Here is a 26,036-nt window from a genome sequence, read left to right as displayed (position 1 = left end):
TTCACTCGTCTTCGTCCGAAAGCCCACGAACGGGTGTCCCCTCGCGAACGGCTATCTTCCTGGCCGTGCTCGCGTCTATGAATGCGACCGGTTGCGCCTCCGAGCTCTCGAAGGCGGCTTCACGGGTACTCAGGACAAATCGTTCGCGACCTTCACTCGTGATAACAGCGCCTACTGTCACCGCCAAGAGCTGCACTGCGCCAAAGATCGATCCGGCGTCTACCCAAGCTCGCACGTCACCGAACTCTTGTGGCATCGAGACGTGGATCACCGGTTCGACCTTGGTCAACTGGTTGATCGCGGCCATCAGGCTGCCAGCTATCTCGCCGCGGAAGCCCTCATCCAAGAGCCTTGACCCATAGGCGCGCGCATGGACTTCAAGGTACATGGGCGCATCCGGACTTTCGCGTCGTCTCTCGACATAGTCGATCGTCCCGCGGAACAGCCAGACGGGCTCCGCAACCAGCGCGTTGCCGACGAGAATCCGAAGTCCACGTCCCTGCGAGATGAGCGCGCCGACGTCGGGGTCTTCGAGCTTGATGAGGACCCGGCATCCCGTGATCGCGGCGCTCTTCTCCGACACGCTAGCCGCGTCGATCACTGAACTGAACAAAACCGCGAGCGTGGACTCGCCATCGAGAACGTGTACTTCCAACCACGATTCATTCGGAGGAGAAGTGCGACGCTCGCCAGCTGTCTTCATCGAAGCCTCGCTTCGTAATCTGGAAAGGGGATCGACACAGGGTCCTCGAACGGGGACACGGGCATGGTAAACATCTCGACGGTAACGTTGCTCCAGAAGTCCGGGGCTGCCCTTTTCTCGAATGCAACCCTACGAACCATTGCGGCGGGGAATATCAGTCTCTCGATGAGGAGATCGTCCTCGCCGGTCCCGTTTCGCAGGCGCGAGGTATCCGCGAAGCCTATGGAGAGCTGCTCAACGCTCTCATCGCCTGCGAGCAAGCATGCCACCTTGAGGAGGAGACGCTTCCACTCGTTCACAGGGCCGTGAACGCGTTTGGCCCACAGCGCGACAGTCCGTTTTCCTTGGAAGAGGAGTTCGATCCGCAATCCCGTTGCCGCTTGAACGAGAGCAGCAGTCTCGCCGATTGCTGCGGCCTTCAGGTCCATGGGATCCGGATAGATGAACGATCGAGGGTCGTTCTTTGCCGCGGACATGGACTTGCTCCAGCCGTTCGGCACGCGCTGGATGGCATGCTCGGCGAACCCATCTTCGCCCACGTGGTCAACGTCAGTCCGGAAAGCCGCGTTCGGCTTCGACCAGCGCCGATGCCAAACGCGCAACACCAGACGCCCATCCGCCAGCTCGTAGAGCGCCGAGAAATTGTAACAGTGATTGCGGGGCGATTTCGCTCCGGGAGCACCCGCGTGCACCGCACCGGCCATCACGCTTACGAGCCCAAGCCCGGACCCGGAACGTCGGTCCTCGGATGATGGACTGTGCACGTGGCCGCTAAGGTGGACATGGACGTTGTTCTTGAACCACGCGAGGGCCTCTTCCTCATCGTGAAGCCAGCTTCCTGCGAGCGGATGGTGGGTGAGCGCGATGGTAAGCTGGCCAGCATCGGTTCCGACGACGAGGGGCGCCAACTGTTGACCGCCAAGCCGTAGCAGGCCCTGATCTTGGTCGTCGCGAGCCAAAAGGGCGGTATTCAGCCCAATCAATCGAAGCAACCTCGTGCCAACCGCGAGCGTTGCAGTCCACCAGAGGCCATCTGGCTCGCGACACGTGCTGGTTGGGCCGAAACTCGCGGCGAAAGCGAGATAGTTCCTTTGGCGCATCACGATCTTCGCGCGATCGGCGGTTTGGTCGAGGACGTCATCAAGGCGCTCAGCTCCCTGACGCACGGCGTTGATCAATCTCGAAACATCGTGGTCAAGGTCCTGGGGGCGTTGCACGTCGTGGTTCCCCGGCACGACGAGCACGTCCGAACGATGGAGGCCGAATGTCTCGGCAAACTGGTCGAGCCATCGGGCAGCGACCACATATTCGTCGGCTGATTGTCCAAGCTTCGGCTCATCGCCAGTTGCAGCGATATCTCCGGTCACGAGGATAACTTGCGGTTTGGGTACTCTGTTCTTCGCCAAAAGATCTTCGGCGTCGCGACGCAGGACCGTCAGGATCAGCTCCCGATCGATGCTGTCCGCGCCGAGCGATTTTGAGTGGTGGATGTCACTCAGGTGCAACCAGGCGAACAGCAGGCGGCCCTCGCTCACGTGCAGAGCATGTCACGAAAGTGCGAACGGCGGAAAGTCTGGGGTCGGCATGAGCTAGATCGCAGGCCCGTTTAGCAAGGCAATAAGCACTGGAATGCTTGGACGCGACATGAAATTCCCCCGCTTCCGTAGACACCCCGAAACGCGCGAAGATGCGCGAGGAGTGTTCGATGTCGAAGAGGAAGCGAAGAGTGTTCACGCCCCAGTTTAAGGCCGAAGCGGTGAGGCTTTGTGAGGTAGGCGACCGCACGGTCGGCCAGGTGGCGAAGGACCTGGATCTGACGGAGACGGCGCTCCGTGCGTGGGTCAAGCGCGCGGGAGAGGATGCGGATGAAGGGCCGAAGGAAAGCTTGACGACCGCTGAGCGCGACGAGCTCACGGAACTGCGGCGGAAAGTGAAGCGGCTAGAGATGGAACGAGAAATCCTAAAAAAAGCGGCGGCCTTCGTGTGCCACGAGAGCGCACGGTGATGAGCCGGGCGACAACTGTATCTGAGATGAGGGTTGGCCCCTCGGAGTCGGGCGTCAGGGCCAGACTCCAAACCACCTCAAGCTGCGTTGGTCAAGAGCCACCGTGGTGAACGTTGAGCCAAAAGTCGCGACAAGATCGCGGCAGGTGTGGTCCGAGAAGACGAACGTGAGTGAACCGCTGATGACGTGTCGTAAGCTTTACCAACAGTGTCGAAACCGGGATGGAAGGTTGGTCCGGGATAGAGCCCAGCGGATACCTGAATACTGGCTGGGCGGCACTCGGCATAAAGGCGGCGTGAGCCCGGACCAGGCTCGGATACGGAACGTGGGAACCTGTCGCTCCGATGCGAAGGGAAGAACGCAAGTGGATGGCCTCCATGAGCGTGCAAGTACCGATGCGGAGCACAGGGGCGGAGCAATCTGTAGTAGCAATGAAGCCCGTGAAAGCGGGTCGAGCGAAGGGATTGCATTGTCCAGTCGACGAGATCGGCCAACCGCTTGCGGGATGAACCGATGACGCCGACGAAGCCGTTCGCCATCTCGAAAAGGATGGTGTGGGAGGCGTTCAAGGCCGTAAAGGCCAACAAAGGGGCTCCGGGGATAGACGGCCAGAGCATCGAGTCGTTTGAGCAGAATCTCGCTCGAAACCTTTATTGCATCTGGAATCGTCTGGCTTCGGGGTCGTATTTCCCTCCACCTGTTCTGCAGGTGGAAATTCCTAAACGTGACGGCGGCGTGCGCGAACTCGGCGTCCCCACTGTGGGCGACCGCGTTGCGCAGACCGTCGTCGCGATGCACCTGGGCCCGATCACGGAGCGCCAGTTCCATCCGGACTCTTACGGCTACCGCCCTGGGCGTTCCGCCCATCAGGCAGTCGAACAGGCTCGGCAACGGTGCTGGCGGTATCCTTGGGCTCTGGATCTCGACATCCGCGCCTTCTTCGACAGTCTGAATCACTCGCTCATGATGCGTGCGGTTCGGCGCTTCACGGAGGAACGGTGGGTGCTGCTCTATGTCGAGCGATGGTTGAAAGCCAGCGTTCAACGATCGAATGGTCACATTGAGCCGAGCGATCGAGGTACACCACAAGGGGGAGTCGTCAGCCCCGTGCTTGCGAATATTTTTCTGCATCTCGCCTTCGATCGGTGGATGAACGAGAACTTCCCCGACGTGCCGTTTGAGCGGTACGCGGACGATGTCCTTGTGCATTGCCGGTCCAAAGCGGACGCCGAGAGAATGCGGCGCGAGATTGCCGAGCGCCTCCAGCGTTGTGGACTGCAACTTCACCCGGAGAAAACCCGGGTCGTGTGTTGCCGGCCCGACGCCAAGAAGGTAGAAGCCAAGAGCTTCGACTTCCTTGGGTTCACGTTCAGACCCCGAATCGCCAAATCGAGGACGGGGCAAATCTTCACCACGTTCGGTCCCGCGATAAGTGGCAAGGCGGCAAAGAGTCTCCGCGCCACGATGCGTAGGACCTGGCGAGTGCCACACCGCACGGAGATGAGCCTCAACGATCTCGCCGAGAAGGTTAATCCAGCACTTCGTGGGTGGATCCGGTACTATGGCCGTTTCCGCCCGACGGAGCTGGTGTCTGTCTTCAACGGGATCAACCTCGCACTGCGAATCTGGGCGATGCGCAAGTACAAGCGCTTCAAACGACGACCTTTGGCGGCCAAGGCGTGGCTTCATGGCATCGCAACGAAGGAACGTGGGCTCTTTGCCCACTGGGGAATCCCCGCCCTGTTTCCCACCGTAGCGGCTGGGCGATAGGAGCCGTATGAATCGAGAGGTTCACGTACGGTTCTGCGAGAGCGGGAGGGGGTGGTTCCCTCCCGCTACTCACCTTCGCGAAGGAATCGACGTGAGGTTTGCGTTCATCCACGAGGAGAAGGCGTCTTGCCCGATCAGTGTATTGTGCACGGTACTGGGGGTATCACGGAGCGGCTACTATGCATGGACGATCCGTCCGGCGCCAGCTCGCGAGACGAGCGACGCACAGCTCGCCGTCGAAATTGCCACCACGCACAAGCGAAGCCGAAACACCTATGGCAGTCCACGAGTGCATCGCGATCTTAGAGCTCGCGGGATCTATGTGGGCAAGAAGCGCGTGGAGAGGTTGATGCGGGAACACGGCATCGCCGCCAAGCGAAGGAGGCGCTTTCGTCGCACGACGGAGTCGAAGCATTTGCACCCGATCGCTCCCAACCTGCTCGAACGCCGATTCGATGCCGCACGCTTGAATACGGCATGGGTCACCGACGTGACATACGTCTGGACGCTGGAGGGCTGGCTCTATCTGGCGGTCATTCTGGACCTCTGCTCCCGCCGGGTAGTTGGTTGGGCTGCGAGTGAGAACAACGATCGTCACCTCGCATTGGCAGCCCTCCGGTGCGCTCTGGCCGATCGCACGCCGAGCCCTGGGCTGCTTCACCACTCCGATCGAGGAAGTACCTATGCGAGCGACGACTACCGCAACGAGCTGGCGACCCATGGCATGATCGCCAGCATGAGCCGCAAAGGCGACTGCTGGGACAACGCCGTGGCCGAGAGCTTCTTCGCGACCCTCAAGGGTGAACTGGTCGATCATGAGATCTACGCGACACGACGCTCCGCCATCGCATCGATCTCCGAGTACATCGATGTATTTTACAACACAGAAAGACGACACTCTTCGCTCGACTACGTGAGCCCAATCGAATTTGAGTTGAAATTGAAGGCGAGAAGGATAAGAAGAGAAGCTGCTTAACCCAAGTGTCTACGCGAACGGGGGAGGTTCAGGCTCTATCTTGCCGTTCTCGTGGACGTCTTCTCACGTCGTGTCGTGAGATGGGCAACGAGCGCCATCAACGACCGCTCCCTCGTCCTCGCCGCGCTCCACCAGGCCCTGCGAACACGTCGACCTGCCCCAGGGCTCATTCATCACACCGACCGCGGAAGCCCGTATGCGAGCGAGGTTTATCGCCAGGCGCTCGCCGCTGCGGGGGTCGTCGTGAGCATGAGTCGCACGGCCGACTGCTACGATAATGCCGTTGCTGAAGCTTCTTCGCGACGCTGAAGGCTGAGCACGTCCACCACCAACGCTACGCCACGCGCGACGACGCGACCGCGTCCATCGGTGACTACATCGAGCAATTCTACAACACCGTACGCCGACATTCGTACGTCGGCTATGTCAGTCCGATGGCGTTCGAATTGAAGTCCCAAGTCGCCGCTCTTGCGGCATAGTTACCGTGTCCACCGTGCCGGGGGAGGATCAGACCGAGGCTGTGCCCATCACCTTTGCCGCGGACCTGGTCGTGCTCGAGCAAGCGCAAAAGCCCGTCTGCGCCCTCATTCTCGAGCCCCAGCTCGATCCCAAGGCGGACAAACGCCGAACATAGCCTCACTACCTGACCGGCACACGCGCGAAGTTGGACTGCGACGCCATCCTTGGTGGTGACCATCGACGAGAACGTTGCTCGCTGGGCTGCCACGCCCATTCCTCTCGGCCACCCTGGTTTTTGCCTGACGGCGCTCGTTCTAGGACCGAACGAGATCCCCCGCATTCTCGATGTGGCTCAAGCCCAACAGACACCGGAGCTCGCCGTTCTCGGCGTTATGGCGCATGGAAAGGATGAGGAGCCTGAACGCGCCGTCGAAATGGCTAAGGCGGCGCTCATCGCTTGCCACGACCTGCCGGACGATCGTGCGCTACCTTATTCGGAGCTCGTCCTTCTCTCGCTGAATCAGGCCGCAAAGATCATACTGGAGAAACTCATGGCGTCCGGACAATTCGAGTATCAAAGCGATTTTGCCCGCAAGCACCGCGGAGAAGGTGAAGCCATCGGGGTCGCAAAGGGCGAGGCGCGTGCCATTCTCTCTGTTCTCGAAGCGCGCAAGGTGCATGTGCCCGATGAAGTGCGCCAGCGAATCCTCGCCTGCACGGACCATACGGTGCTCGAACGTTGGATACGCCGGGCGGTAACGCTGGCTTCCACCGACGAGCTCTTTTGTGACACATAGCTTGGGCCCGGGGCGGTAGGACCGCGTCGCTTACTTGTTCGCGCCGCTCATCGCCTCGATGAGGCCGCGGGCCTCGGATTGACGGTAGCCGCCGTAGCGGCCCTCGGCGAAGGGGGTCAGCTCGCGGATGGCTTCGTCGCGACGGTCGAGGCGGAGCAGCGCGATGGCGCGGTTGTAGCGTGCTTCGGGGGCGAAACGGCCGTGGGGCGCGGTGGCGAGGTAGCGGTCCCACCCCGCGAGCGCCGCGTTCCAGTCGCGCGCCCCGAAGTGCGCGCGGTGCGCAGCTTCGTAGAGCTTGAAGCCGGGTTCGTCGCTGGGATGCGGCGCCGGTGCCGCGCTCGCGTGCGACTTTGCGGAGTTTGCGACGTTCGCCGATGGCGGCACATCTGCCGCCGCGGGCGGCTCGGCAGGAGCCGGCGCAGAAGGCGCCTGCGGCTCCTCGGTGTTCGCCGCGGAGGCAAGCGCGCCGCTGCCCGTGGGCTTTGCCTTGGGCGCCGTGGTCGGTGGCGACATGGGGAGTGACGACGACGGTGCTTCCATCAGACCAAGCTTGGCGCCGATGGTCTTCATCACCGTGGGGAGCCGCCCGCTGGCTGCCGCCCAGGCCGTGGAGGCCACCAGCACCGCGGCGGCCGGAAGGAGCACGTAGATGGCTGCGAGCCGGCGGCGCTCTTGCTGGCGCAGCGACATCATGATGCGCGTGCGTGTGACGTTGGCCGTGGCGCTCTCGCCGTTGGTGGCGTCGCTCTTGGTGCGCAGCTCGCGCGTCGCTCTCGAAAGGATGTCTTCGCCGGGACTCATCGGAACCCCTCTCGCTCTAGAATCTCACGGAGCTTGCGTTTTGCGTGGAACAAGCGCGTGCGCACCGTTCCTTCGGGTGCTCCGACAATCACGGCCACCTCCGCGGAGGTGCGTTCGTCCATTTCGCAGAGGACGAAAACGGCGCGCTGGTCGTCGGGGAGACGATCCATGGCGCGCGACAAGGCTCGCGCGAGTTGCTCCGAGTAGGCTCGGTCTTCCGCGTCCGGCGACGAGTCGGGCGCGGGGGCTTGTGCCAAGCGTTCCATGGCGGCGCGCCGCCGTGCGGCGGCGCGTACGTGATGACGCGCATGGCGCACTGCGATGCCAATGAGGAAGGTCGGGAGGGCGGACTCCCCTCGGAACGACCGGATGGCGGATGGCAAGGTGACGAACACCTCGTGGACCAGGTCCTCTGCGGCGCTCTCGTCATGGAGAAGCCGTCGGGCGAAGCTTCGCACTCGTTCATGGAAAAGTTCATAGGCGCGCGCAACGGCTTCTCGTTCGCCCCGCTGCAGGGAGAGTACGAGCTCGTCTTTGTCGACCACGGGACCGGTGGTCGGTAAGAGGGAGAAGCGATTCACAAGGATTTCCTTCACGGGTCCCAAGTCCTCGAACCTTGGTGCCCATCACCGCCAAAAGTGTTTCAACGAGTTTCAACGAATCGTCACACTCAGAATATCGTTCCTGCGAGCACATCGGGACCCACGAACGAGTCGCTCTTTCGCTGCGCGAAGACGATGCCCATTCCCGCAAAAAACGCGAGCCTTTTGGATACCCTCCAGCCGGCTACGATGTGGGCCATTTGCCGGAGGTTGTCGTTCTCTTCGGTCTTCTCCCCGAAGCGCTGCTGGGTGCCGTTCTCCAGATCGAGCAGAAAGCCTTCTTGATCCGGCTTCAGCACGTGGAAGCCCAGAGCACCCCCGGTCACGAAGTCGTTCACCTTCGAGCCGTCCACATACCCAAAGTAAAGCTGGGCGTACACCCACCGCGTATCGAAGCGAACGCCTGCGTTGATGCTCCGATACGTGGAGCTGCCGATCCACGCGACCGGCCGGATGTAGCTCGTCTTGGAAAAGGAGAAAAAGCCGACTTGAACGTCGGCATCGCTGGCGACATTCACGAGCCCGATCTGCGCGTACGCGACCTTCCGCCCCACATTCACGATGCCAATCTGCACCGGCACGTTCTCGGCCGCGTTGGAGAGCCCGAGCTGCGGCCCGTCCGCGTTCCGCGCGATGTTCACGACGCCCATCTGGGCACCATCGACCTCTTTCGCCACATTCACGCCGCCGATCTGGAGCCCCTCGACCCGGTTCGCGCGGTCGAAGACCAGCGAAGCCTGCACGCCCTTGACGGTTTCGTCGGCGATCGACGCGAGCCCGCTGAGCTGAAAGCCACGCACCTCGCCGCCCACCCGCGAGACCGCCAGCTGCATTTGCGCGCCCTCGACGTCGCAGTCGACATTGCTCGCGACGCCGATGTCCGCCCCTTTGATCTGTCCAGCGCGGCCGTAGATGAGGCTCAACGCAAAGGCGGTCCGCGCGTGGGGCCGGTTGAAGTTGGTGGCCACCGGGTGCACCAGCGAGCCAATGATGGGCATGAATGGCTCACCCGCGTGGCGCTTCACGCACGGGCGCTCGATGGGGGTGAGCTTCGTGGCCAGCGGCGGCGGCGTGAGGCTCGTGGGCGGGTTGGCGCCCGGTGCATCGCCCGGCTTGCCCGCCGCGCCTTGGCCCGCGGGGCCGCCCTGTCCCGCAGGGTCGCCGGGTTTTGCGGCATGGGGATCGCCTGGCGCGGGCGCATGGGGATCGCCCTCGCCGGGTTTTGCGCCCGCGTCGCCGGCGCCCGCATCGGCAGCCTTGGCCGCTTCGTCTTCCGCGGTGGGGTTCGGGGTGGCGCCGGGCACGCTCCCACTCGCGGCCCCCGTGGCCGGGCCCTGGGGCTTTCGCGCGGCGTCCAGGATCTCCTGCGCCTCGTTCCGCACCAGGTTTCCCGCGAGCAACGTGGTGGCTCGCACGGCGCGCGCATGGTCGGCGGGGGCGCGCACCCGTCGCGCGATCTCGCTGCCTTGGACGGGCTTGTAGCGGACGAGCACCTCTTCGTCCGCCGTCGAGAGCGAAACCAGGAGCGTCCCGCGCGAGGTCTTGGCCCTGGGATCCTCCGGCGCGATGGCCTGCGTCCGAAGCTCGCGCCCGATCGCTTGGCGAAGCTCGGTCGCCCAGGCGCTCGCGTCTCCTTCGGCGATGACCACCACCGGACGCGTATCCGCCTCGGCCCCCGCCACCGTGCTGGCCGCAAAGCCCAGCACGAGCGCCACGCAAAGACCTTGAAGAGCTCGAGCTCGCTTTAGTTTTCGAATGGCCTCATTCACGAACGTCAAAGCGGCACGTGTAGGTGATCTCTGTCCCAACAGGAAGACCCGCACGGTCAATTGGCGGCGACCAGTTGGCGCTTCGCAAGGTGCGCTCGCACGCCTCGCCAAAACCGGCGAAGCTCTCCGACGTACGCCGCACCACCCCGATACGGCCATCCGGCAAAATTTGCGCACGAAGAACGGCGGTTCCACCGATGCCCTGCATCCGAGCGGACTTCGGGTAGTTCCGCTCCAGCGCATCGTCCAGGTTCGGTGGACGCGGCGCGCGCGACAGATCGCCCACGGCCACGAAACGAGGTCCGGGCGGTGGCGCCGGCGGGGCAGGGGGCGCGGGGGCGGTGCCGGTTCCCGTGGGCGAGCCTTGCGGATTGACCACCAGGGGCCCCTTCATCTCCTGACCATTTCCCGTGAGCGACGACCACGACTTGTCGCCCTCGCCCGGATCGGTGAGCGTGCGCCCCGTCATCTGCGGCGGCGGCGCCTCGGGCGGCACCTCCTTCACCGGCTGCTGCACGCGCACCTTCTCGGGCACCGGTACGGGCTTCGGCTTGGGCGGCTCCGGCTCATCGACCTTCGGCGGGGGCGGCGGCGGTGGGGGAGGCGGCGCCTCCGTCATCGTCAGCTCGACGATCCTGGGGGCGGGGGCCTCGTCGTGTCCTCCGTGTTGAAGCGCGAACGCCACCCCGATGTGCAGGATGATGCTGGCGGCCGCGCAGGCCGAACCGAACCACGATGGCTCGCCGTCCTCGGCGACATGGCGCATGCCGACCGGCATGGTTCCACGCTGTTCGATCACGGTCAGGGCTTCGCTTTCTCGGGCTCCACCTGGATGGCGAAGCGCACGATCTTTTCCTCGCGCAAGATATCCATCACCTTGACGACCCGGGCGTGTGTGTTGCGGCCGTCGGCCGCGATGACGGCGCGCGCGTTCGCATCCTTGGTGAGGGCAGCGTGCGCCGCGCGGTGGAGCCCCTCTTCGTTCGAGGGCTGCCCATCGACGAAGATCGCGCCTTCCTTGTCCACGCTGACGGCGAGCGTGGTGCCCACCTCTTCGCCGCTCGAGCCCTTGGGCAGATCGAGCGGGATGCTCTGCGCCGCGAGGAAGTTCGCGGTCACCATGAGCACGATGAGCAGCACCAGAACCACGTCGACGAGGGGGGTGACATTGATGCCGACGAGGGGACCTTCTTGCTTCGAGATCGATGCGCCCATGGTCAACGCTCCGTCTTCATATAGGCGAGCACCTCACGGCCAAGCGCATCGGCGCGCGCCAGCCGCGATCCGATGATGCGGGTAAACAAGTTGTAGAATGCAATTGCCGGCAGGGCGACCAGGAGGCCCATGGCGGTCGCGATCAGCGCCTCACCCACCTCGGCCATGAGGTGCGACGAGACCTGGCCATGCGCCGCGTCGAGCGCCTGAAACGCGCGGATGATGCCGATGACCGTACCGAGCAGCCCCACGAACGGCGCGTTGGACCCGACGGTGGCGAGAAACGAGAGGTTCTTCTCCATGGAGAGCTTGGCCAACTGCGAGGTGCTCGCCATGCGCTCTTCGGCCGCGGCGGGCCCCTTATCGGCGCACCCGAGCCCGGCGATGAGCACCCTGGCCTCCACCGACGAAGACCCTTCGAGCCGCTCGATGGCCCCCGTGGGATCCCCTTGCGCCAGATAGGCCAAGAGATCCTCCTTCATGCTGCGCACGTCGTCGCGCGACGCCATGAGGCTGACCGTGCGCTCCAAAATGATGCTGACGGCGATGACGGAGAGCCCGATCAGGACCCACATGACCCAACCGGCGCCGCCGTGAACGATGACCGCAAGACGTTGATCGATACCCATGGATGACCTCGAGGAAAAATCGGAATCGGAGAAACCAAAGGGCCCGAAAGAGCCCGAACCTACGTCACGCGCGTCCAAGCCTCGGAAGAGCCCGAAGCCCTACGTCACGCGCCCCCAGCCTCGGAGAAGCCCGAAGCCTTACGTCCTCCCCAGGGGAGCCGGAAAAATGAGGCAAAGAAGAGCCGTAAATCACGTCGGCGCCGGCTTCACGCAGATGGCGCGCGTGGCGAAGTCCATTCCCGCGCGCGAATCGCGAAGCCCGAAATAAAAGCGCACGACCAGCCCCGCCGCGGGAGGATTGATATCGCGCTTGATCTCCCACGGCACGCTGAGGACCCCGTCCCCCGCCGCGGCGGCGCCATCGAGCGCCGAGTAGAGCCGTTCGAGCTTGCCGGCGGTGGTGAAGTGCGAGAGCGTCATGGTCTCTCGCCCGCCCTCGATGGGCTCGCGATCGCGATCGTGCACCGTGAGCTCGAGGTTGAACTTGGCGCCATCGGCCAGGAACTGCGGCAGCGAATCGCACGCGCCGTCTTCGGCGGTCAGTGTGATGTCCCGCAGGCGCACATCGGTGCTCTCGATGCGCGGATTTCGGTTGGTGCCGTTCTTCTCCGTCTGCAACATGACGGAGTATTCGACGTTGGTCTTGTCGATGTCGCCCGAGACCAAGAGATACCCCGTGTCGCTCTGCGGAGCGGTGAGGCCGATGGACGGAGCGTTGCTGGTCCCGGACACCTCCGTCAGCGAGGGGCCCTCGCACTGCACACCGCGGAGGACGTCCGCGCGGCGGCAGGCGGTGAGGCGCCAGTTGGTGGTGAGCGGTCCGCCCGGGCTGACCACGAACCAATCGACGTGAAAGGACTCGCCGGCCGCGGGCGACGAGCGCGTCGGATCGGCGTCGACCACCGCTCTCGCGCCGAGCACGCGCGTCTTGTCGATGCGCCAGCCCTGGCTGAAATCGTCGTTGCACGCGGTGGCGCAGAGCCCCGCCAGAAATAGAGTCGCGAATACGCGTTTCATAGCTCGCCTCGCAGTCCCAGGCTGGGCAGGATCGGGATGCCTGGCAGATCTTTCTTCGCCGAGTAGTCGTAGTTGTACTGAAAGCCTTCGCGGTTCTGCTGGTTGTAGAGGTTCTGAATGTCGAGGTACGCCGCGAGCTTCCACGCGGTGAACGTCCATTTCTTCTCGATGCGCACGTCGAGCCGGTGAAAGAGCGGGCTTCGATCGCTGTTCAAATCGCCATAGCGTGCGCGGTATACGTCGGAGTTTGCGTTGTATGTTGCCGATGCCACGGGGGTCATCGGGTTGCCGCTCACCAGGCGGAAGGTCGCGCCGAGCTCCCAGCCGCGCCCCAAACGATAGACGCCGGCCATGGCCAAATTGTGCGTCTGATCCAGATCGAAGAGATGATACGCGCCGCCGTATTCGTTCCGCTCGCTGCGCGAGAGCGTGTAGGAGACGAGCCCGAAGAACCGGCCCTTGGGCAGGACGCGCAGCATGAACTCTGCGCCATAGACGCGGCCGCGCCCCTCGTTCTCGATGAGCGGCTTGCGCCCGCCGGGCGTGTCGACGATCAGCTTGTAGAGCGACTTGTGGAACGCCTCGACGCTGATGGTGGCCGCGTCTCCTAGTTTTTGCTCGATGCCGAAGCTGGAGTGGACGGACGACTGGTATCCCAAGTTGGGGTTGCCGATCCCGGAGAGGGCATAGACGACCCCCGGCGGCTGCGAAAAGACGCCGACGCCGCCCTTGAACGCCGTGGTATCAGTCGCATCGAAGCGCATAGCGAAGCGCGGGTCGACGGTGGCCGACTCGATCTGCGACGAGTAGTCGGCGCGCACGCTCGGGATGAGCAGGAGCCGTTCCATCGGCCGGATCTGCGCCTCCAGGTACACGGCGGGCTGATGGACCGCCGTCATGGAGAGCGACGTCGACACGCGGCCGAGGTTCGCGGGGTTGTCCTCCGTATTGTTCGTGGGGTTGGCCGAGATGGGCTGCCCCCGGAAGGTGCCGTCGGCGAAGTTCGTCAGGTGATCGATGCCGGCCATGAGGCGAAAGGCCGGCGAGATGCGAAAGCGCCACTCCGCGCGGGCGTAGAGATCCAGGGTGCGGATGTCGAGGTCGGCGATGTTCCCGGCTTGCTGGCCGTACTTGGTGGTGCCGGCCGAGAGCTCGATGTTCTGGTCGACCGTCTTGGAGAACTCGGTGCGCAGCCCGATTTGCGCACGGTGGAAATCCATGCCGCTGCCGAACTTGCCGCGCACGTTCGGATCGGCGTCGAGCGGGTTGTTGAAGATGAGGTCGAGCCGGTCGCTGCTGCCGTAGGCCATGAGGCGCAGGCGCGTCTTCTCGCCCAGCGCGATGTACCCCATCGCCTGGTAGTCGTAATAAACGGGCGCCGCCACCACGCTGAACGTGTCCTTGGGCACCACGCTGGTGAACCAAAAGTCGACATAGCTTCGTCGCGCGGCCGCGGCCACCACCGCCTTGGAGCCGATGGGGACCTCGGCCATGACCGACGCGTCCAACGTATTGATGTCGCCGACGCCGTGCACGCCGTTCTCGGTCTTCGGCTCCTTGAGGCGAACGTCGATGATGCCGCCGAGCTTTCGGCCGTACCGGGCGGAGAAGTTGCCCGGGTAAAGATCCACGCGATCGAGCATGCGCGAGTTGATGAAGCTCGTGATGCCGCCGAAGTGATACAGGAGCGGAACGGGCATGCCCTCGAGGTAAACTTCGCTGTCGTTCGCGCCCGCGCCGCGGATGATCGGCAGGCCGAAGGCGGGGCCGGGGGTCGGCCGCGCGACGCCCGGCATCAGCTCGATGGCGCGGAGCGCATCGCCGCGCGTTCCGGGCATGCGCGTCAGCTCGGTGGTCCCCATCGATCGCGCCGTCACCTCACGCGGCGGCGGATCGACGCGGGCCGATGCACCGAACGACTCGCTGTCTTGCGGGGGCGCAGGCGGGGGTGCGCTGAGATCGGGCGGCGGCGCGTCCGGCGGCGCACCGTCCGGAGGCGCCAGTGGATTTTGCGTGCTCGATCCTGCGGCGGCCGGATCCGCAGGCGCTCCGGGCGCCTGCGCCGGTGCGTTCGGAGCCGGCGCGCTGCCCGCCGGCGCGCTGCCCGCAGGCGCCGGTGCTGGCGCATTGGGACCGGGCGCGCTGGCCGCGGGGGCAGTTACCGTCGATGGATCGGGTGCTGCCGCACCGGCGGGCGCGTTCTGGGCGAGAGCGCGGCGCGCGACGAAGCCCGAAGAGCCGAGGGCAAGCCATACGAGAACGTGACATGTCCTGTTGGTTCGAAGCACGTAAGTCCCCATTGCGGTGGCGCGCGATGCACACCGCCGCTCGTGGTGAAAGGGTGAAGGCGCGACGTCCCACCGATCGCGCGCGACCTGCGGGAGCACTCGAAACGAGCCTGCCGCCGTCGCGCGCGACCTTCATCGCGCCGGTTTTGCCCCATACGTGCCCGCACCCCGGGCGACCGTTCAGACTTTTTTCAGTTTGCGAGAGATCTCATTCGCTGACGCGAAAAACGTGGTCGTGCGGGGCATCGTCATGGCACCCGGCGCAGGCCTCGACCCGCCCGTTCTGAACCTGGGCGCCGGCCGAGTTGACCACCACGTACGCCCAGTCACCGTGATCGGGGTCGAACCCTCGCTCCATCTTTTCCATCATCATGACGGGGCCGGGCTGGACACCATCGCCCACACGCTCGAAGTGCTCCTTGACGAGGCGCGCCCCGACCGGGATGTCGCCGCTCGCGGAGAGCGCGGCGTTCTTTCCGGCGGGGTTGGCGTACACGTCGACCTCGTAGCGACCTCCGGCGTGACCATTCGAGACGAAGCGCGCCCGGTTGATCTTCGTTAAGTTCGTTCGAAAATCCGAGGGGATGCCCTCGGGTCCGCGCGCCGCGCCCGCGTCACGCGCCACGGTCGTGGAAGGTCCGCCGGGCGCGGCGGTCGACACGCCCACCGGTGCGCGCGAGCCTCCGCCGCACGCGCCCGCGAGCGCGCAGCTCACGAGCGCAGCCGCGCTCCACGTGCTGGCGGCGGCGGTCAAGGAGGAGATACGGTTTCGAGCAGAACGGTCCACTGGCCCCGCGAGGCTACGGTTGTCGCGCGAGCCCCGTCAAGCGACTAGCATGGGACGCCATGAGCGAGCGTTTGACCGAAACCCCCGCTTGGCGCGCCCTCGCCGAGCATTTTGCCGAAGTGCGCGACCTCCCGATCCTGTCGCTTTTCTCCGACCCGAAACGCTTCGAGCGTTTTTCGAGGCGGCACGAGGATCTGCTGGTCGACTTCTCGAAAAATCGCGTCGACAGCAAGACGCTCGAGCTCCTGCTCGCGCTGGCGCGGCAGGCCAACGTCGAAGGTTGGCGCGACCGCATGTTCTCCGGCGAACGCATCAACGGCACGGAGAACCGGCCCGTCCTGCACGTCGCGCTTCGAAATCGCTCGAACCGTCCCATCTTGGTCGACGGCAAAGACGTGATGCCCGACGTCAACGCCGTGCTCGCGAAGATGCGCGCGTTCACCGACCGCGTTCGGAGCGGCGCCTGGACCGGCTTCACCGGCAAGCGCATCACCGACATCGTCAACATCGGCATCGGCGGCTCCGATCTGGGGCCGGTGATGGTCACCGAGGCGCTGCGTCCGTACTGGCAAGACGGCCTGGCGGTGCACTTCGTCTCCAATGTCGACGGCACCCACCTGGCCGAAACGGTCAAGCCGCTGAACGCCGAGACCACCCTCTTCATCGTGGCCTCCAAGACGTTCACCACCCAGGAGACCTTGATGAACGCGCGCTCGGCCCGCGCGTGGCTGCTCGAGCGCCTCGGCGGCGACGAGCGCGCGGTCGCCCGTCACTTCGTGGCCGTTTCGACCGCGGCCGCGGAGGTCGCGAAGTTCGGCATCGACACCGAGAACATGTTCCCGTTCTGGGACTGGGTCGGCGGCCGCTATTCGCTCTGGTCGGCCATCGGTCTCTCCATCGCGACCGTGATCGGCATGGATCACTTCGAGGATCTTTTGGCCGGCGCGCACGCCATGGACGAGCACTTTCGCACGGCGCCGCTGGAGGAGAACCTCCCCGTCATCCTGGCCGTCCTTGGCGTCTGGTACTCGAACTTCTTCGGCGCGCAGACGCACGCGATCTTACCGTACGACCAATACTTGCACCGCTTCCCCGCCTACTTCCAGCAAGGGGACATGGAGAGCAACGGCAAGCGCGTCGACCGCCAGGGCCGCCCGATCACCGACTACACCACGGGCCCCATCGTCTGGGGCGAGCCGGGCACCAACGGCCAGCACGCCTTCTACCAGCTGCTGCACCAAGGGACCCGCCTGGTCCCCATCGATTTCCTGGCGCCCTTGCAGTCGCAGAACCCCATCGGCGAGCACCACCGGGTGCTGCTCGCCAACTGCTTTGCGCAGAGCGAGGCCCTGATGCGCGGCAAGACCGAGGAGCAAGCGCGCGCCGAGCTGGTCGCCCGCGGTATGCCGGGCGAGCGCATCGCCGAGCTGGTGCCGCACAAGACGTTCCCGGGTAACCGGCCGTCCAACACCATCCTCTTCGACAAGCTGACCCCGCGCACCCTGGGCAAGCTCGTGGCCATGTACGAGCACAAGATCTTCACCCAGGGCATCATCTGGAACATCTTCAGCTTCGATCAGTGGGGGGTGGAGCTCGGGAAAGAGCTCGCCAAAAAGATCGAGCCCGAGCTCTCCGAGTCCGCGCCCGCCGCCTCGAACCACGATCCATCGACCGACGGGCTCATTGCGCACTACCGGACCTTTCTGGCGGCCGGTCCTCCGCGCTGAGCTAGGGAGGGCGCGCAGAATCCCTCGAGGGGGGGCGAACGGATTCAACGCTCCGCGCGAATCAACCGCCCCGTCTTCGAGCTCGAGCGCGAGGATCGCGGTCCTTCGACCCCTCGCGACCCTCGCGTCCTGGCGGGTTCCTCTCCCTGCGAAGCACGAAGCGGATTTAGTGCCGGCTCCAGAGAACGTACGCCGCCACCAGGATGAAGATGAGCCCAATGACCAGCCAGAGCGCGAGGCGGCGGCCGTCGCGGACGGCGCGCTCTTGGGCCTCTTCCATTTCGCGGCGGCGGCGCTGCGAAGGTTGGGTCATTGGCTCGGGCTCCACCTCCTGACGGCCGGTTCGGGCGGGGGCGGCCGCGAAGATGGGCGTTTCGGGGAGCGGCTTTTTGGCTTTGGCGGCGGGGGAGGGCTCCACCTCGGTCACCTTGGGTGACGGCGGCGCCTCGGTCTCGGGGGCGGGCGCTTCTTCTTCGGCTTCGATCTCCGCCGCTTCCAGCTCGGGCTCCAACTCCGGCTCCGGCTCCGCGAACACCGGTTCGGCGAAGACCGGCTCCGCGAGCTCGGGTGCGGCGGCGAACACCGGTTCGGAGAGCGGTGCGTCCTCTTTGAAGTCGGGTTCCGGCGGCACGTTGGGCGGCAGCGGCAGATCTTCGAGCTTTGGCTCCGGCGGGGCCAGCTCGGAAGGAGTTGCCTTGGCAACGATTTCGGGCGCGGGGGCGGGCTTGCGCTCGGCCGCGGGCGCCGGTCGCGGGAGCGAAGCGCGCAGCGATGGCGCGTTCGTCACCGCGGGTTTGCTCACCACGGGTGCTGCCGCGATGACGGCAGGTGCGGGCGCCGGTGCCGGGGTGGCGGCGGGGGCGCCGGCCGCAGGGAGGCCGGCGGCGGGCCTCGGGGAGGGCGCGCGCGACGGGAATTTGCCGCCGTTGGAGCTCGGCGGTGAAGGCTCGATGGTCGGCACGCGCACCGTGTTGGCGCGCTGCGGGGCGAGCGTGATCTCGCGGTTCGGGGCCCCGGTGACGAGCCAGCGATCGCGCGCGGACAGCTGCGTGTGGTTGCTCCCGAGGTGCACGGTGATGACCGGCTCTTTTTCGCGGCGGGCTTCGCCGAAGAGCGGCACCGTCACCACGTCGCTGTGCTTGGTCGACGACAAGCGGCTCGCGAGCACGCGCGCCAAGGTCTCGTAGGCGGTGGAGCCCTGGGCCAAGGTGGCGGCCTCGCGCTCGAACGCCTCCAGATCGCAGCCCTCGGTGCCGCGTCCGTCGGTGCAGAGGCGTGGTAGTGCGGCCGCCAGCTCCACGGCGGCTTCGCCCAGATCGCCCTTCGAGACATCGAGCAGGATGCGATCGATCACCCCTTCGAGCAGCGCGTCGAGATCCGCGTTTTCGCCGGCGGCTTCGAGCGCGGGCGAAATCATCTCGATCAGATCGCCCTCGACCCGCGCCGGCGGGCTCTGTCCGCCCTCGGCCAGGTAATAAAAGCCGCCCGAAATTTTATCGAAACCGACCGTATGGACGCGCACCCCTCGGTCCACCAATTTTTGGAGCAGGTTCTGCGCGATCGCGATGAATGGACTTTCGCCGGCCGCGCGGCTCGTCAGCGGCAATTTCGCGGGCGGCACCTGCTCCTGCGGCAAGGTCACGCCGAGATCTTTGCGGATGGCTTCACTCAGGGCGCTGCGCCGGATGACCGTGATCTCGCGCGCCCACTGGCGAATGCCACGCGGTCTCATCCACCCCGCCGCGGCGCCCAGATGAACCACGTGAGGCGCCGCCGAAGCTTCCGGGCTCTCGCCCTTATTTCCTTCTTTTTCCCCTTCTTTTTGGTCTTTTTGGCGGCGGCCGCCCGTGGACCCAATGTAGATCACGCCGGGAACCGCAAGCTCGAAATCGGCCATATCGGTCCAGAAGCTATCACGGCTTACGGGCGGTCGGGCCGCGTTTCTCCTGCCTCGACGCCACCGCCCATGTGTAGCCGTAGTCTTGACCTGGGTTCCACATCAGCCAGCCTGATGCCCCCGCGCTCTCTCCCGTGCGCATTTCCTCGGCCAAATAGCGCGGCGAGAAGCTCGGCGACTTGTAGTGCATCGCTTGGAGCCAGGGTCTTATGACCGCGCCTCCCTTGATGCCCTGCGAGGCAATCAGCTCGCGGATCGCTTTGGTCCCCATGCCCACGATCTCGGGGTGATCACCAGGTTCGTCCCAGCCATTGAATCCCTTGGCGTAGTGCGACGGGTAGACCATGGGCGAGAGCGCTTCGCACTCGGTAGCGAGCATGGCCGGATCTTGTCCGAGCCCCTCGATGTCCGATCGATGCCCGAACGCGACGACGCCGAAAATGTCGAGCGACAGCGGCACCCCGCGCGATTGCGTGACGTGATGCACGCGCCGCACGAAGTCGCGAATCACCACCGTCTGCGTCAGATTTCGTTCGGCAAGTTTGAAGTTGGCGTTCTTGATCCCGAGTACCGGGTAGCGCATGTAATCGAGTTGAATCTCGTCGGCGCCCGCCTGGAGTGCCTCCTCGACGAGCGCCAGAATGTAGCCCTGCGCCTCCTCGTTCGAGGGATCGAGCCAGCCGATGGGATACGCGCGCCCCGCCTTGGATTGCACCGACAAGCGCGGACGGGCCTTGGCCATGAGCTCGTCGTCGAAGCAGCTCACGCGCATGATCACGCGAATGCCGCGGTCGTGCGCGAACCGAATGGTGCGCCGGAGATCGGCGATGGGCGGCGACTTGATGGCGCCGGCTTCTTTGGCCAGCGGCACCTGCGAGGGATACGTCAGCCATCCGTCGTAGTCCTTCGTATCGAGCACCAGCGCGTTCAGCCCGTGCTGCGCCATGCGATCGAGGATGCGCGTGTAGTTCGCCGTGCCCGCCGTCTGCCCGCGCATGTACAAGCCGCGCATCGGCTCGCCCGGCTTCGCGGCCGGCAAGCGCGCGCCCTCGATCGTCTCGCGCGGCGCGCTCACGATGCGGGGGATGACGATGCGCGTGCCCTTGGCGAGCGGGCCTTTGGCGAGCAGCGCCCGGCCCAGCGCGTTTTCGCGCACGATCGCCGCGACCAGGTCGGACCGCAGGTAGACGTCGGTCAAATCGAGGTACGCGTCCGCCACGCTCTCGACCGTCTCGCCTTGCCGGGCCACGTGCGCGACCGCCACGGGAGCATCGACGCGATCGATCAAGGTCCCCCCCGCGGGGATCCGCGGCTTCAGCCATGAAACGAGCGCCTCCCGCGGCGTCTGCACGGCGGCCGCCGGGCGTGCATCCGGCGCCGCCGCGACGACCGACGCCGGTGCGGGCGCGGGCGACGCCGGTGCGGCAGATGCCGGCGCCGTCGGGTGCGTGTGCTCGGCGAGCGCGCGCCCCGGGAGCGCGTACCCCGTAGACGAGAGAAACAAGGCCGACAAAAGCGAGAAGTGCGCCACCGCGTGCAATCGCATGGGCGTATTGCATCAACCTCGAGCGCTGAGGTGCAACTTCTCGACAAGATTACTGGCGGCTACCAGCGACCCTGAATGTTCTTAATGAAGTCGTACGGATATCCCATTTCGAACGCGCTGGCCTCCTCGAGCCGCGCGACCGCGCCCGCCGGCAGCACCAACGCCGCGGCCTTGAGGTTGTCCTCCACCTGCGCCACCGACCGCGCCCCGAAGATGACGGACGTGACGGTCGGCTTCTGCAAGAGCCACGCGAGCGATACCTGCGACGGCGTCGCGTTGAGCTCCCCCGCCACCGCCTTCACGGCCGCGAGGATGCGCCAGTTTCGGTCCTTGTCGAAGGACTGCCAGCGCTCTTTCCATTTCGCCAGGCGCGCGTCGTCGGGCAGCGGCTTGGATTTGTCGTACTTGCCGCTCAAAAAGCCGGCGGCGAGCGGTGACCACGGGAGAATGCCCAGCCCGAATTTTCGGCAAAGCGGCACATGCTCGCGCTCCAGCTCGCGCACCAAGAGCGAATATTGTGCCTGCAAGGAAATGAACCGCTCCAGCCGCGACAGCTCGCTCAAAAACAGGCTCTCGGTGAGCCGGTACGCCGCGTAGTTGCTCGCGCCGATGTAGAGCACCTTGCCTTGCCGCACCAGATCGTCGAGCGCGCGCAGGGTCTCTTCCTCGGGCGTATCGATGTCCTGCATGTGGATCTGGTATAGATCGATGCGATCGGTGCCGAGCCGGCGCAGGCTCGCCTCCACCGTGCGCAGGATGCGGTAGCGCGAGGCGCCCGTCCCGTTGGGACCATCCCAGGTGCGAAAGCGGAATTTCGTGGCGAGCACCACCTGATTGCGCTTCTTTTCGCGGGCGAACCACTTGCCGACGACCCGCTCGGACAAGCCGTCTTGACCATAGACGTCGGCCACGTCGAAGAAGTTGATCCCGCTCTCCAGCGAGCGATTCAGGATGGAGTGCGACGTCTCTTCGTTCGCGCCCACCTGGTACATGAAGGATTTGTCGTCGGCCTCGCCGAAGGTCATACAGCCCAGGCAAAGGGTGGACACCTTGAGCCCGCTCTTGCCCAGAGTTCGATATTCCATGGGACTGCCTCCGCGTCTTGTCGGTCTTGTCCGTCGCGTCAAGCGTTACGTGCAGATAGCACGCCCTTACGCCGCATCATCGAGTTCGTCGAGGCACGGATCCCTTCGAGCTGAGCGTTGACCTCGGCCCCGATCACCAGCGCGAGACTGGTGAGATAGAGCCATAGGAGCGTGGTGGCCATGGTGGCGACGCCTCCATAGTAGAGGGCGTAGTTGGCCAGGGTCTTCACGTACGCGGAGAACCCCCATGACGCGAGGCCCCAGAGCACGATGGCCACCGCGGTCCCCGACCACACATGACGTTTCACCCCCGGCGGATGCACGATGGCGAACCGGTAAAAGGTCGCCAAACCGAGCACGCTGATCGCCGCGAAGAGGAGCACGATGCCCTGCCGCTGCCACCCTTCCTCGAGCAGCTCCCGCACCCGCCGGACCACCTTCGGCAGCCAGTCGTGGTGCCCCATGGCCGCGAGCAGCCCGCTGCCGCGGAGCAGGATCCAGGTGGCCGCCGCGACCACCACGAAAATGCCGAGCACCCAGCCCACGGCGATGATCCGCTTTCGCAGCCACGAGCGCCGCTGCGCCGCCGTGAGCAGCTCGAACACGTCCATCAAGTTGTGGAAGCCGTTGGAGGTGAGCCACAGAAACACGAGCAAGGTGATGGGCGCCACCTGGGGGGCCGACGCGGCCGACGATGCGATGTCCACCAACTCCCCGCGCAACAGATCCGCCGCGATGGGCGGCATGATGCGGTAGAGCGGCGCCAGAAACGCGTCGGACCCCTCCGTGCGCACGATTTGCCCGACGATCATGCCGCACGAGACGAGCAGCGGGATGATGCCGAGAAAAAAGTAGAACGCCATCGCCGCCGCATGATCGAAGGCATGGTGCACATAGAGCCCGTGCGCGACATTGCGCGCCAGGACGCGGGCGCGGACGTGCCAGGGGATTCGCTGGAAGGTTCGCGAGCTCGGCGGTCCGAGGAGGTCGAGCGAGGGCGACGACCCGTCCAGCGACGGCGAGGATACTCCGAGCGAAGGAGACGATACGCCGAGCGACGGCGAGGATACTCCGAGCGAAGGGGACGAAGGCTCGAGCGAGGGCGACGAAACGTCGAGCGTCGAATCGGATGCCTCGGCCCGCAGGGCTGGCCGGATGCTGCTGACCAGCATCGATTCCTTCGCGACCGCCTTCGAACGCTCGGGCTCGGACAAGGGACCTTCATTATCGCCCAGATTTCGGCCCGCACGTCATTCAAGAGACGTCAAAACGCACGGTCCGGCGCGAGGGCTTCTGCCCGAGTTTCAAAACGACGCCGACGGGCGAAAATGGCCGGGCCTACTTCGCGACCGAATGTGTGTACATTGCACGTCGCGGTCCTGGCACGTGTCGCACACGCGTGCCTCCCCAGGCCTCGGTGACCATCCCGCCACACACGTGGCATGTCCGCTCGCCCCAGACGTTCTCCCGCACCCGGCGTGCACGAGGCATGCACCCGGCGTGCACCCGCATGGTGCGGTCATGTCACGTCGGAAGGCGGGCGAGCTTCGGCGCGACGGATCCAGTGGTGGCGGAGCTCGAAGGATGATGCCCCAGCAAGCGCTCGATGGACATGCACGCGTGCGCGATGGACAGAGGCTTGATCCACACGGCGTCGAATCCTGCCGCGTGCATGAATGGGACATCGACGTCCACGCTCGCCAGCGCGATGCCGCGCACGGGCAGCGATTGGCGAAGGCGGCGCAGAAGGGTCAGGCCGCTCCCATCGCGCAGCGCCACATTGGTCACCAGCCACTGCGTGCGATACCGTTGTACGGCGTCGAGCGCGCGCGCGGCCGTGTCGACGATCCATACCGCGTGACCGCGTTGGCGCAGCCCGTAGGCCAAAAAAGCCGGCCGTTCGCTTGGCTCATCAGCCAAGACAATCCTGCAGAACCCTGCGCCGCTCATGGCGCGCTCGTGTGGTGCCACGGATCCCTCCCCCCGGAGTTCGAACCAAAGCATGAAAGAGCAAGCCTGATCCGACTGCCCTCTTTTCCACAGGTTTACCCAAACTTATAAACAGAGGGAAGCAAGATGGACGGCAACGTACTGTGGCGGATTCGCGCAGATGGGCCGGCACGCCACGTGCGAGCATCTTGCTTCCATAACGAGGATTCGACGAATCCCCGGTTGGGGTTCCGACATCCTACGGAGGAGCCTTCATGATCCTACCGTGTCAGCTAACGTTTCGTGATTTCTCACCGTCCCCATCCCTGGGCGATCTCATTCGAAAGAAGGTCGACAAGCTCGATCACCTGTTCGGCGCCATCATTGGTTGTCGCGTCGTCATCGAGGCACCGCATCGGAAGCATCACCACGGCAGGCACTACCACGTGCGCATCGACATCACGGTGCCCAACGGAGAGCTCGTCGTTGGACGCGATCCACCGGAAAAAGCCGCACACGAGGACGCCTATGCGGCCATCGAAGACGCGTTCGACGACGCGGAGCGGGTGCTGCACGAGCACGCGCGCCGCGTTCGCCGCGACGTGAAACGGCACGATGGTGTGAGCCGGGCGCGCGTCAAGAAGCTCTTCGCCGACGAGGGCTACGGCTTCTTGGAGACGCGCGACGGGCGCGAGATTTATTTCCACCGCAACAGCGTGCTGCACCACGGATTCAACCGTCTCCGCATCGGCGAAGAAGTTCGGTATGCGGAGGAAGACGGCGACAAGGGCCCTCAGGCGAGCACGGTCGCGGTACGGTAACCGGCGCTTTCAGGGGTCTTCAGGCGAGCGCGGCTCCATCACCGCGTGCACCACCGCACCGAGCACCTTCTCGTAGTGCGATGGGAAAAGTGTGAACAAGAAACGCGATAGTCTGGCAAAGGGCATTTCGCGTCCCAAGCGTTCGGCCTCGTCGAGCAGCGACTTCGTCGTTCGAGGCGCCCACCCATGGCGTGCGAAGAACGCAAGGCCCTCGGCGGGGGCGAACTTCATTTCGGCTCGCGCAGCGCGCAGGGGCTCGTTCCACCTGCGCCGCTGCCGCGCCAAGACGAACGGCGCCACGTTTTCGAGCAGCCACGATCCATCGGGAAAGGCGCGCGCGAGATCGCCTGCCAGGGAGGCGACCTCCATCTCGTCGAGGTAGACGAGCAATCCCTCCGTTACGAGGTACGCGCGCGGATCGCTCCGGCCGATGCCCTCGAAAAGCGCGTTGCGTGCCGCGCGATCGCCCAAATCGAGCGGCACGCGTTCGACGGCGCACACGCTACGCTCGCCGGCGAGCGCGTCCTGCTTGAACTGGAGCAGGTCCGGCAGCTCGACCTCGATCCATCGCAGATTCGACGGGAGCGCGAGGCGATAGGGCCGGGTATCGAGCCCCGCGCCCAGGTTCACGACCGTGCGAACGCCTTTCGTTCGAACGGCATCGACGATGAGCTCGTCGAACACCCGCGTTCGCACCGCGAGCGACCATGCGAGCGGCCCTTTGCGAAGGCGCATGGCGATGGCGCGTCCGCGCTCGCCGGCCAGCCGCCGCGCGTGCGGATCGCGAAAGAGCGCATCGCGGCGCTCGGACTCCAAGGCTCGAAAGTAGGCGACCCATCGCGCGGTGTCCGAGACATCACCGAGCGGCGCGCCTTCGGCCGAGGCGCTCAATTCTTCCCCCGCGGGCGGAGCCAGGCTGTCCGGGGAGGCATCCATGTGCGCGCCGACGGCGGCGTATGCTGCATCACCGTGAGCACCTGGACGAAGGTCGCATCCGTTACGGACAAGAACGCGGGCGTACCGAAGAAGGTGAACGGCACGAGATCGACGGCGCCGGGCTGGTGTCGCTTGGCTTGCCTCCACTCGGCGGCTGCGACAATCCGCCGGTGCGCCGTTTGGTAGCTCTCCCCCGTCTCCCGCATTCGGGCCCGAACTTCTGCCCGTAGTTTCTTGTGCGAATGCCGATTGGCCATGGCTCTCCTCGCGATTGCCC

The 26,036-nt window shown here is 65.2% G+C and carries 25 protein-coding genes; 7 read left to right on the top strand and 18 right to left on the bottom strand.

What is annotated here, in order from left to right:
- Position 1: 1 nt before the first annotated feature.
- Both LZC94_40240 and LZC94_40235 read right to left on the bottom strand, forming a co-directional pair.
- Positions 2–703 (bottom strand): hypothetical protein, encoded by a 702-nt coding sequence (locus LZC94_40240; protein WXB14047.1) that lies wholly within the window; start codon positions 701–703, stop codon positions 2–4.
- Positions 700–2,238 (bottom strand): metallophosphoesterase, encoded by a 1,539-nt coding sequence (locus tag LZC94_40235; protein ID WXB14046.1) that lies wholly within the window; start codon positions 2,236–2,238, stop codon positions 700–702. The genes LZC94_40240 and LZC94_40235 overlap by 4 nt, the downstream gene beginning before the upstream one ends.
- Positions 2,239–2,408: 170 nt before the next feature.
- Between LZC94_40235 and LZC94_40230 the strand changes: the two genes are divergently transcribed.
- The 5 genes from LZC94_40230 (at position 2,409) to LZC94_40210 (ending at position 6,710) form a co-directional block, all read left to right on the top strand.
- Positions 2,409–2,708 (top strand): transposase, encoded by a 300-nt coding sequence (locus LZC94_40230; protein WXB14045.1) that lies wholly within the window; start codon positions 2,409–2,411, stop codon positions 2,706–2,708.
- Between the two features lie 513 nt (positions 2,709–3,221).
- Positions 3,222–4,478 carry a group II intron reverse transcriptase/maturase gene (ltrA, locus tag LZC94_40225; GenBank protein ID WXB14044.1) on the top strand — a complete coding sequence of 419 codons (1,257 nt, stop codon included), beginning with the start codon at positions 3,222–3,224 and terminating at the stop codon, positions 4,476–4,478.
- A gap of 91 nt (positions 4,479–4,569) precedes the next feature.
- The gene (locus LZC94_40220) at positions 4,570–5,454 is read left to right on the top strand and encodes an IS3 family transposase (GenBank protein ID WXB14043.1); all 885 of its coding nucleotides are present in this window, start codon (positions 4,570–4,572) and stop codon (positions 5,452–5,454) included.
- 484 nt (positions 5,455–5,938) lie between these two features.
- A complete protein-coding gene (locus LZC94_40215; protein ID WXB14042.1) occupies positions 5,939–6,088 on the top strand; it encodes a hypothetical protein in 150 nt (49 codons plus the stop codon).
- 52 nt (positions 6,089–6,140) lie between these two features.
- Positions 6,141–6,710, top strand: coding sequence for a hypothetical protein (locus tag LZC94_40210; GenBank protein WXB20309.1), 570 nt, complete (start codon positions 6,141–6,143; stop codon positions 6,708–6,710).
- A 30-nt stretch (positions 6,711–6,740) separates the two neighbouring features.
- Here LZC94_40210 and LZC94_40205 read toward each other — a convergent pair whose 3' ends face one another.
- The 9 genes from LZC94_40205 to LZC94_40165 all read right to left on the bottom strand — a co-directional run bounded on the left by LZC94_40205 (position 6,741) and on the right by LZC94_40165 (position 15,785).
- Positions 6,741–7,511, bottom strand: coding sequence for a hypothetical protein (locus LZC94_40205; GenBank protein ID WXB14041.1), 771 nt, complete (start codon positions 7,509–7,511; stop codon positions 6,741–6,743).
- Positions 7,508–8,107, bottom strand: coding sequence for an RNA polymerase sigma factor (locus LZC94_40200; GenBank protein WXB14040.1), 600 nt, complete (start codon positions 8,105–8,107; stop codon positions 7,508–7,510). Before LZC94_40200 ends, LZC94_40205 begins: the two co-directional genes overlap by 4 nt.
- Positions 8,108–8,181: 74 nt before the next feature.
- Positions 8,182–9,828, bottom strand: a complete 1,647-nt coding sequence (locus LZC94_40195) for a hypothetical protein (GenBank protein ID WXB14039.1) — start codon at positions 9,826–9,828, stop codon at positions 8,182–8,184.
- A gap of 46 nt (positions 9,829–9,874) precedes the next feature.
- Positions 9,875–10,681, bottom strand: coding sequence for an energy transducer TonB (locus tag LZC94_40190; protein ID WXB14038.1), 807 nt, complete (start codon positions 10,679–10,681; stop codon positions 9,875–9,877).
- 2 nt (positions 10,682–10,683) lie between these two features.
- The gene (locus tag LZC94_40185; protein WXB14037.1) at positions 10,684–11,097 is read right to left on the bottom strand and encodes a biopolymer transporter ExbD; all 414 of its coding nucleotides are present in this window, start codon (positions 11,095–11,097) and stop codon (positions 10,684–10,686) included.
- A 2-nt stretch (positions 11,098–11,099) separates the two neighbouring features.
- Complete coding sequence (locus LZC94_40180) at positions 11,100–11,726, bottom strand: MotA/TolQ/ExbB proton channel family protein (protein WXB14036.1); 627 nt, start codon at positions 11,724–11,726, stop codon at positions 11,100–11,102.
- Positions 11,727–11,915: 189 nt separating this feature from the next.
- Complete coding sequence (locus tag LZC94_40175; GenBank protein WXB14035.1) at positions 11,916–12,743, bottom strand: hypothetical protein; 828 nt, start codon at positions 12,741–12,743, stop codon at positions 11,916–11,918.
- Entirely contained in the window at positions 12,740–14,539 is a 1,800-nt protein-coding gene (locus LZC94_40170; protein ID WXB20308.1) for a TonB-dependent receptor, read from the bottom strand. Before LZC94_40170 ends, LZC94_40175 begins: the two co-directional genes overlap by 4 nt.
- A gap of 700 nt (positions 14,540–15,239) precedes the next feature.
- Positions 15,240–15,785 (bottom strand): cytochrome P460 family protein, encoded by a 546-nt coding sequence (locus tag LZC94_40165; protein ID WXB14034.1) that lies wholly within the window; start codon positions 15,783–15,785, stop codon positions 15,240–15,242.
- A 92-nt stretch (positions 15,786–15,877) separates the two neighbouring features.
- On the opposite strand from LZC94_40165, the gene pgi reads away from it, so the two are divergent.
- Positions 15,878–17,545: a glucose-6-phosphate isomerase gene (gene pgi, locus LZC94_40160; protein ID WXB14033.1), complete on the top strand. Its 1,668-nt coding sequence runs from the start codon at positions 15,878–15,880 to the stop codon at positions 17,543–17,545.
- 166 nt (positions 17,546–17,711) lie between these two features.
- Here the strand turns inward: pgi and LZC94_40155 are convergent, their stop codons facing one another.
- The 5 genes from LZC94_40155 to LZC94_40135 form a co-directional block, all read right to left on the bottom strand.
- Positions 17,712–19,442 carry a hypothetical protein gene (locus tag LZC94_40155; GenBank protein ID WXB14032.1) on the bottom strand — a complete coding sequence of 577 codons (1,731 nt, stop codon included), beginning with the start codon at positions 19,440–19,442 and terminating at the stop codon, positions 17,712–17,714.
- Positions 19,443–19,458: 16 nt separating this feature from the next.
- Positions 19,459–20,988, bottom strand: a complete 1,530-nt coding sequence (locus LZC94_40150) for a putative glycoside hydrolase (protein ID WXB14031.1) — start codon at positions 20,986–20,988, stop codon at positions 19,459–19,461.
- A 59-nt stretch (positions 20,989–21,047) separates the two neighbouring features.
- Entirely contained in the window at positions 21,048–22,073 is a 1,026-nt protein-coding gene (locus LZC94_40145; GenBank protein ID WXB14030.1) for an aldo/keto reductase, read from the bottom strand.
- 38 nt (positions 22,074–22,111) lie between these two features.
- The gene (locus LZC94_40140) at positions 22,112–23,287 is read right to left on the bottom strand and encodes a YihY/virulence factor BrkB family protein (GenBank protein ID WXB14029.1); all 1,176 of its coding nucleotides are present in this window, start codon (positions 23,285–23,287) and stop codon (positions 22,112–22,114) included.
- A gap of 310 nt (positions 23,288–23,597) precedes the next feature.
- Complete coding sequence (locus LZC94_40135; protein ID WXB14028.1) at positions 23,598–23,993, bottom strand: hypothetical protein; 396 nt, start codon at positions 23,991–23,993, stop codon at positions 23,598–23,600.
- Between the two features lie 284 nt (positions 23,994–24,277).
- Between LZC94_40135 and LZC94_40130 the strand changes: the two genes are divergently transcribed.
- The gene (locus tag LZC94_40130) at positions 24,278–24,823 is read left to right on the top strand and encodes an HPF/RaiA family ribosome-associated protein (GenBank protein WXB14027.1); all 546 of its coding nucleotides are present in this window, start codon (positions 24,278–24,280) and stop codon (positions 24,821–24,823) included.
- Positions 24,824–24,832: 9 nt separating this feature from the next.
- On the opposite strand, the gene LZC94_40125 is transcribed toward LZC94_40130, so the two are convergent.
- Both LZC94_40125 and LZC94_40120 read right to left on the bottom strand, forming a co-directional pair.
- Positions 24,833–25,759 (bottom strand): SAM-dependent methyltransferase, encoded by a 927-nt coding sequence (locus tag LZC94_40125; protein ID WXB14026.1) that lies wholly within the window; start codon positions 25,757–25,759, stop codon positions 24,833–24,835.
- On the bottom strand, positions 25,711–26,016 hold the full coding sequence (locus LZC94_40120) for a hypothetical protein (GenBank protein ID WXB14025.1): 306 nt from the start codon (positions 26,014–26,016) through the stop codon (positions 25,711–25,713). The genes LZC94_40125 and LZC94_40120 overlap by 49 nt, the downstream gene beginning before the upstream one ends.
- Positions 26,017–26,036 lie beyond the last annotated feature (20 nt).

This window comes from Sorangiineae bacterium MSr11954 (genome assembly GCA_037157815.1).
In the GTDB taxonomy this organism is placed as follows: Bacteria; Myxococcota_A; Polyangia; order Polyangiales; family Polyangiaceae; genus Pendulispora; species Pendulispora albinea.
The sequence above is the reverse complement of the archived record's forward strand: the minus strand, read 5'-3'. Positions and strand labels throughout refer to the sequence as shown.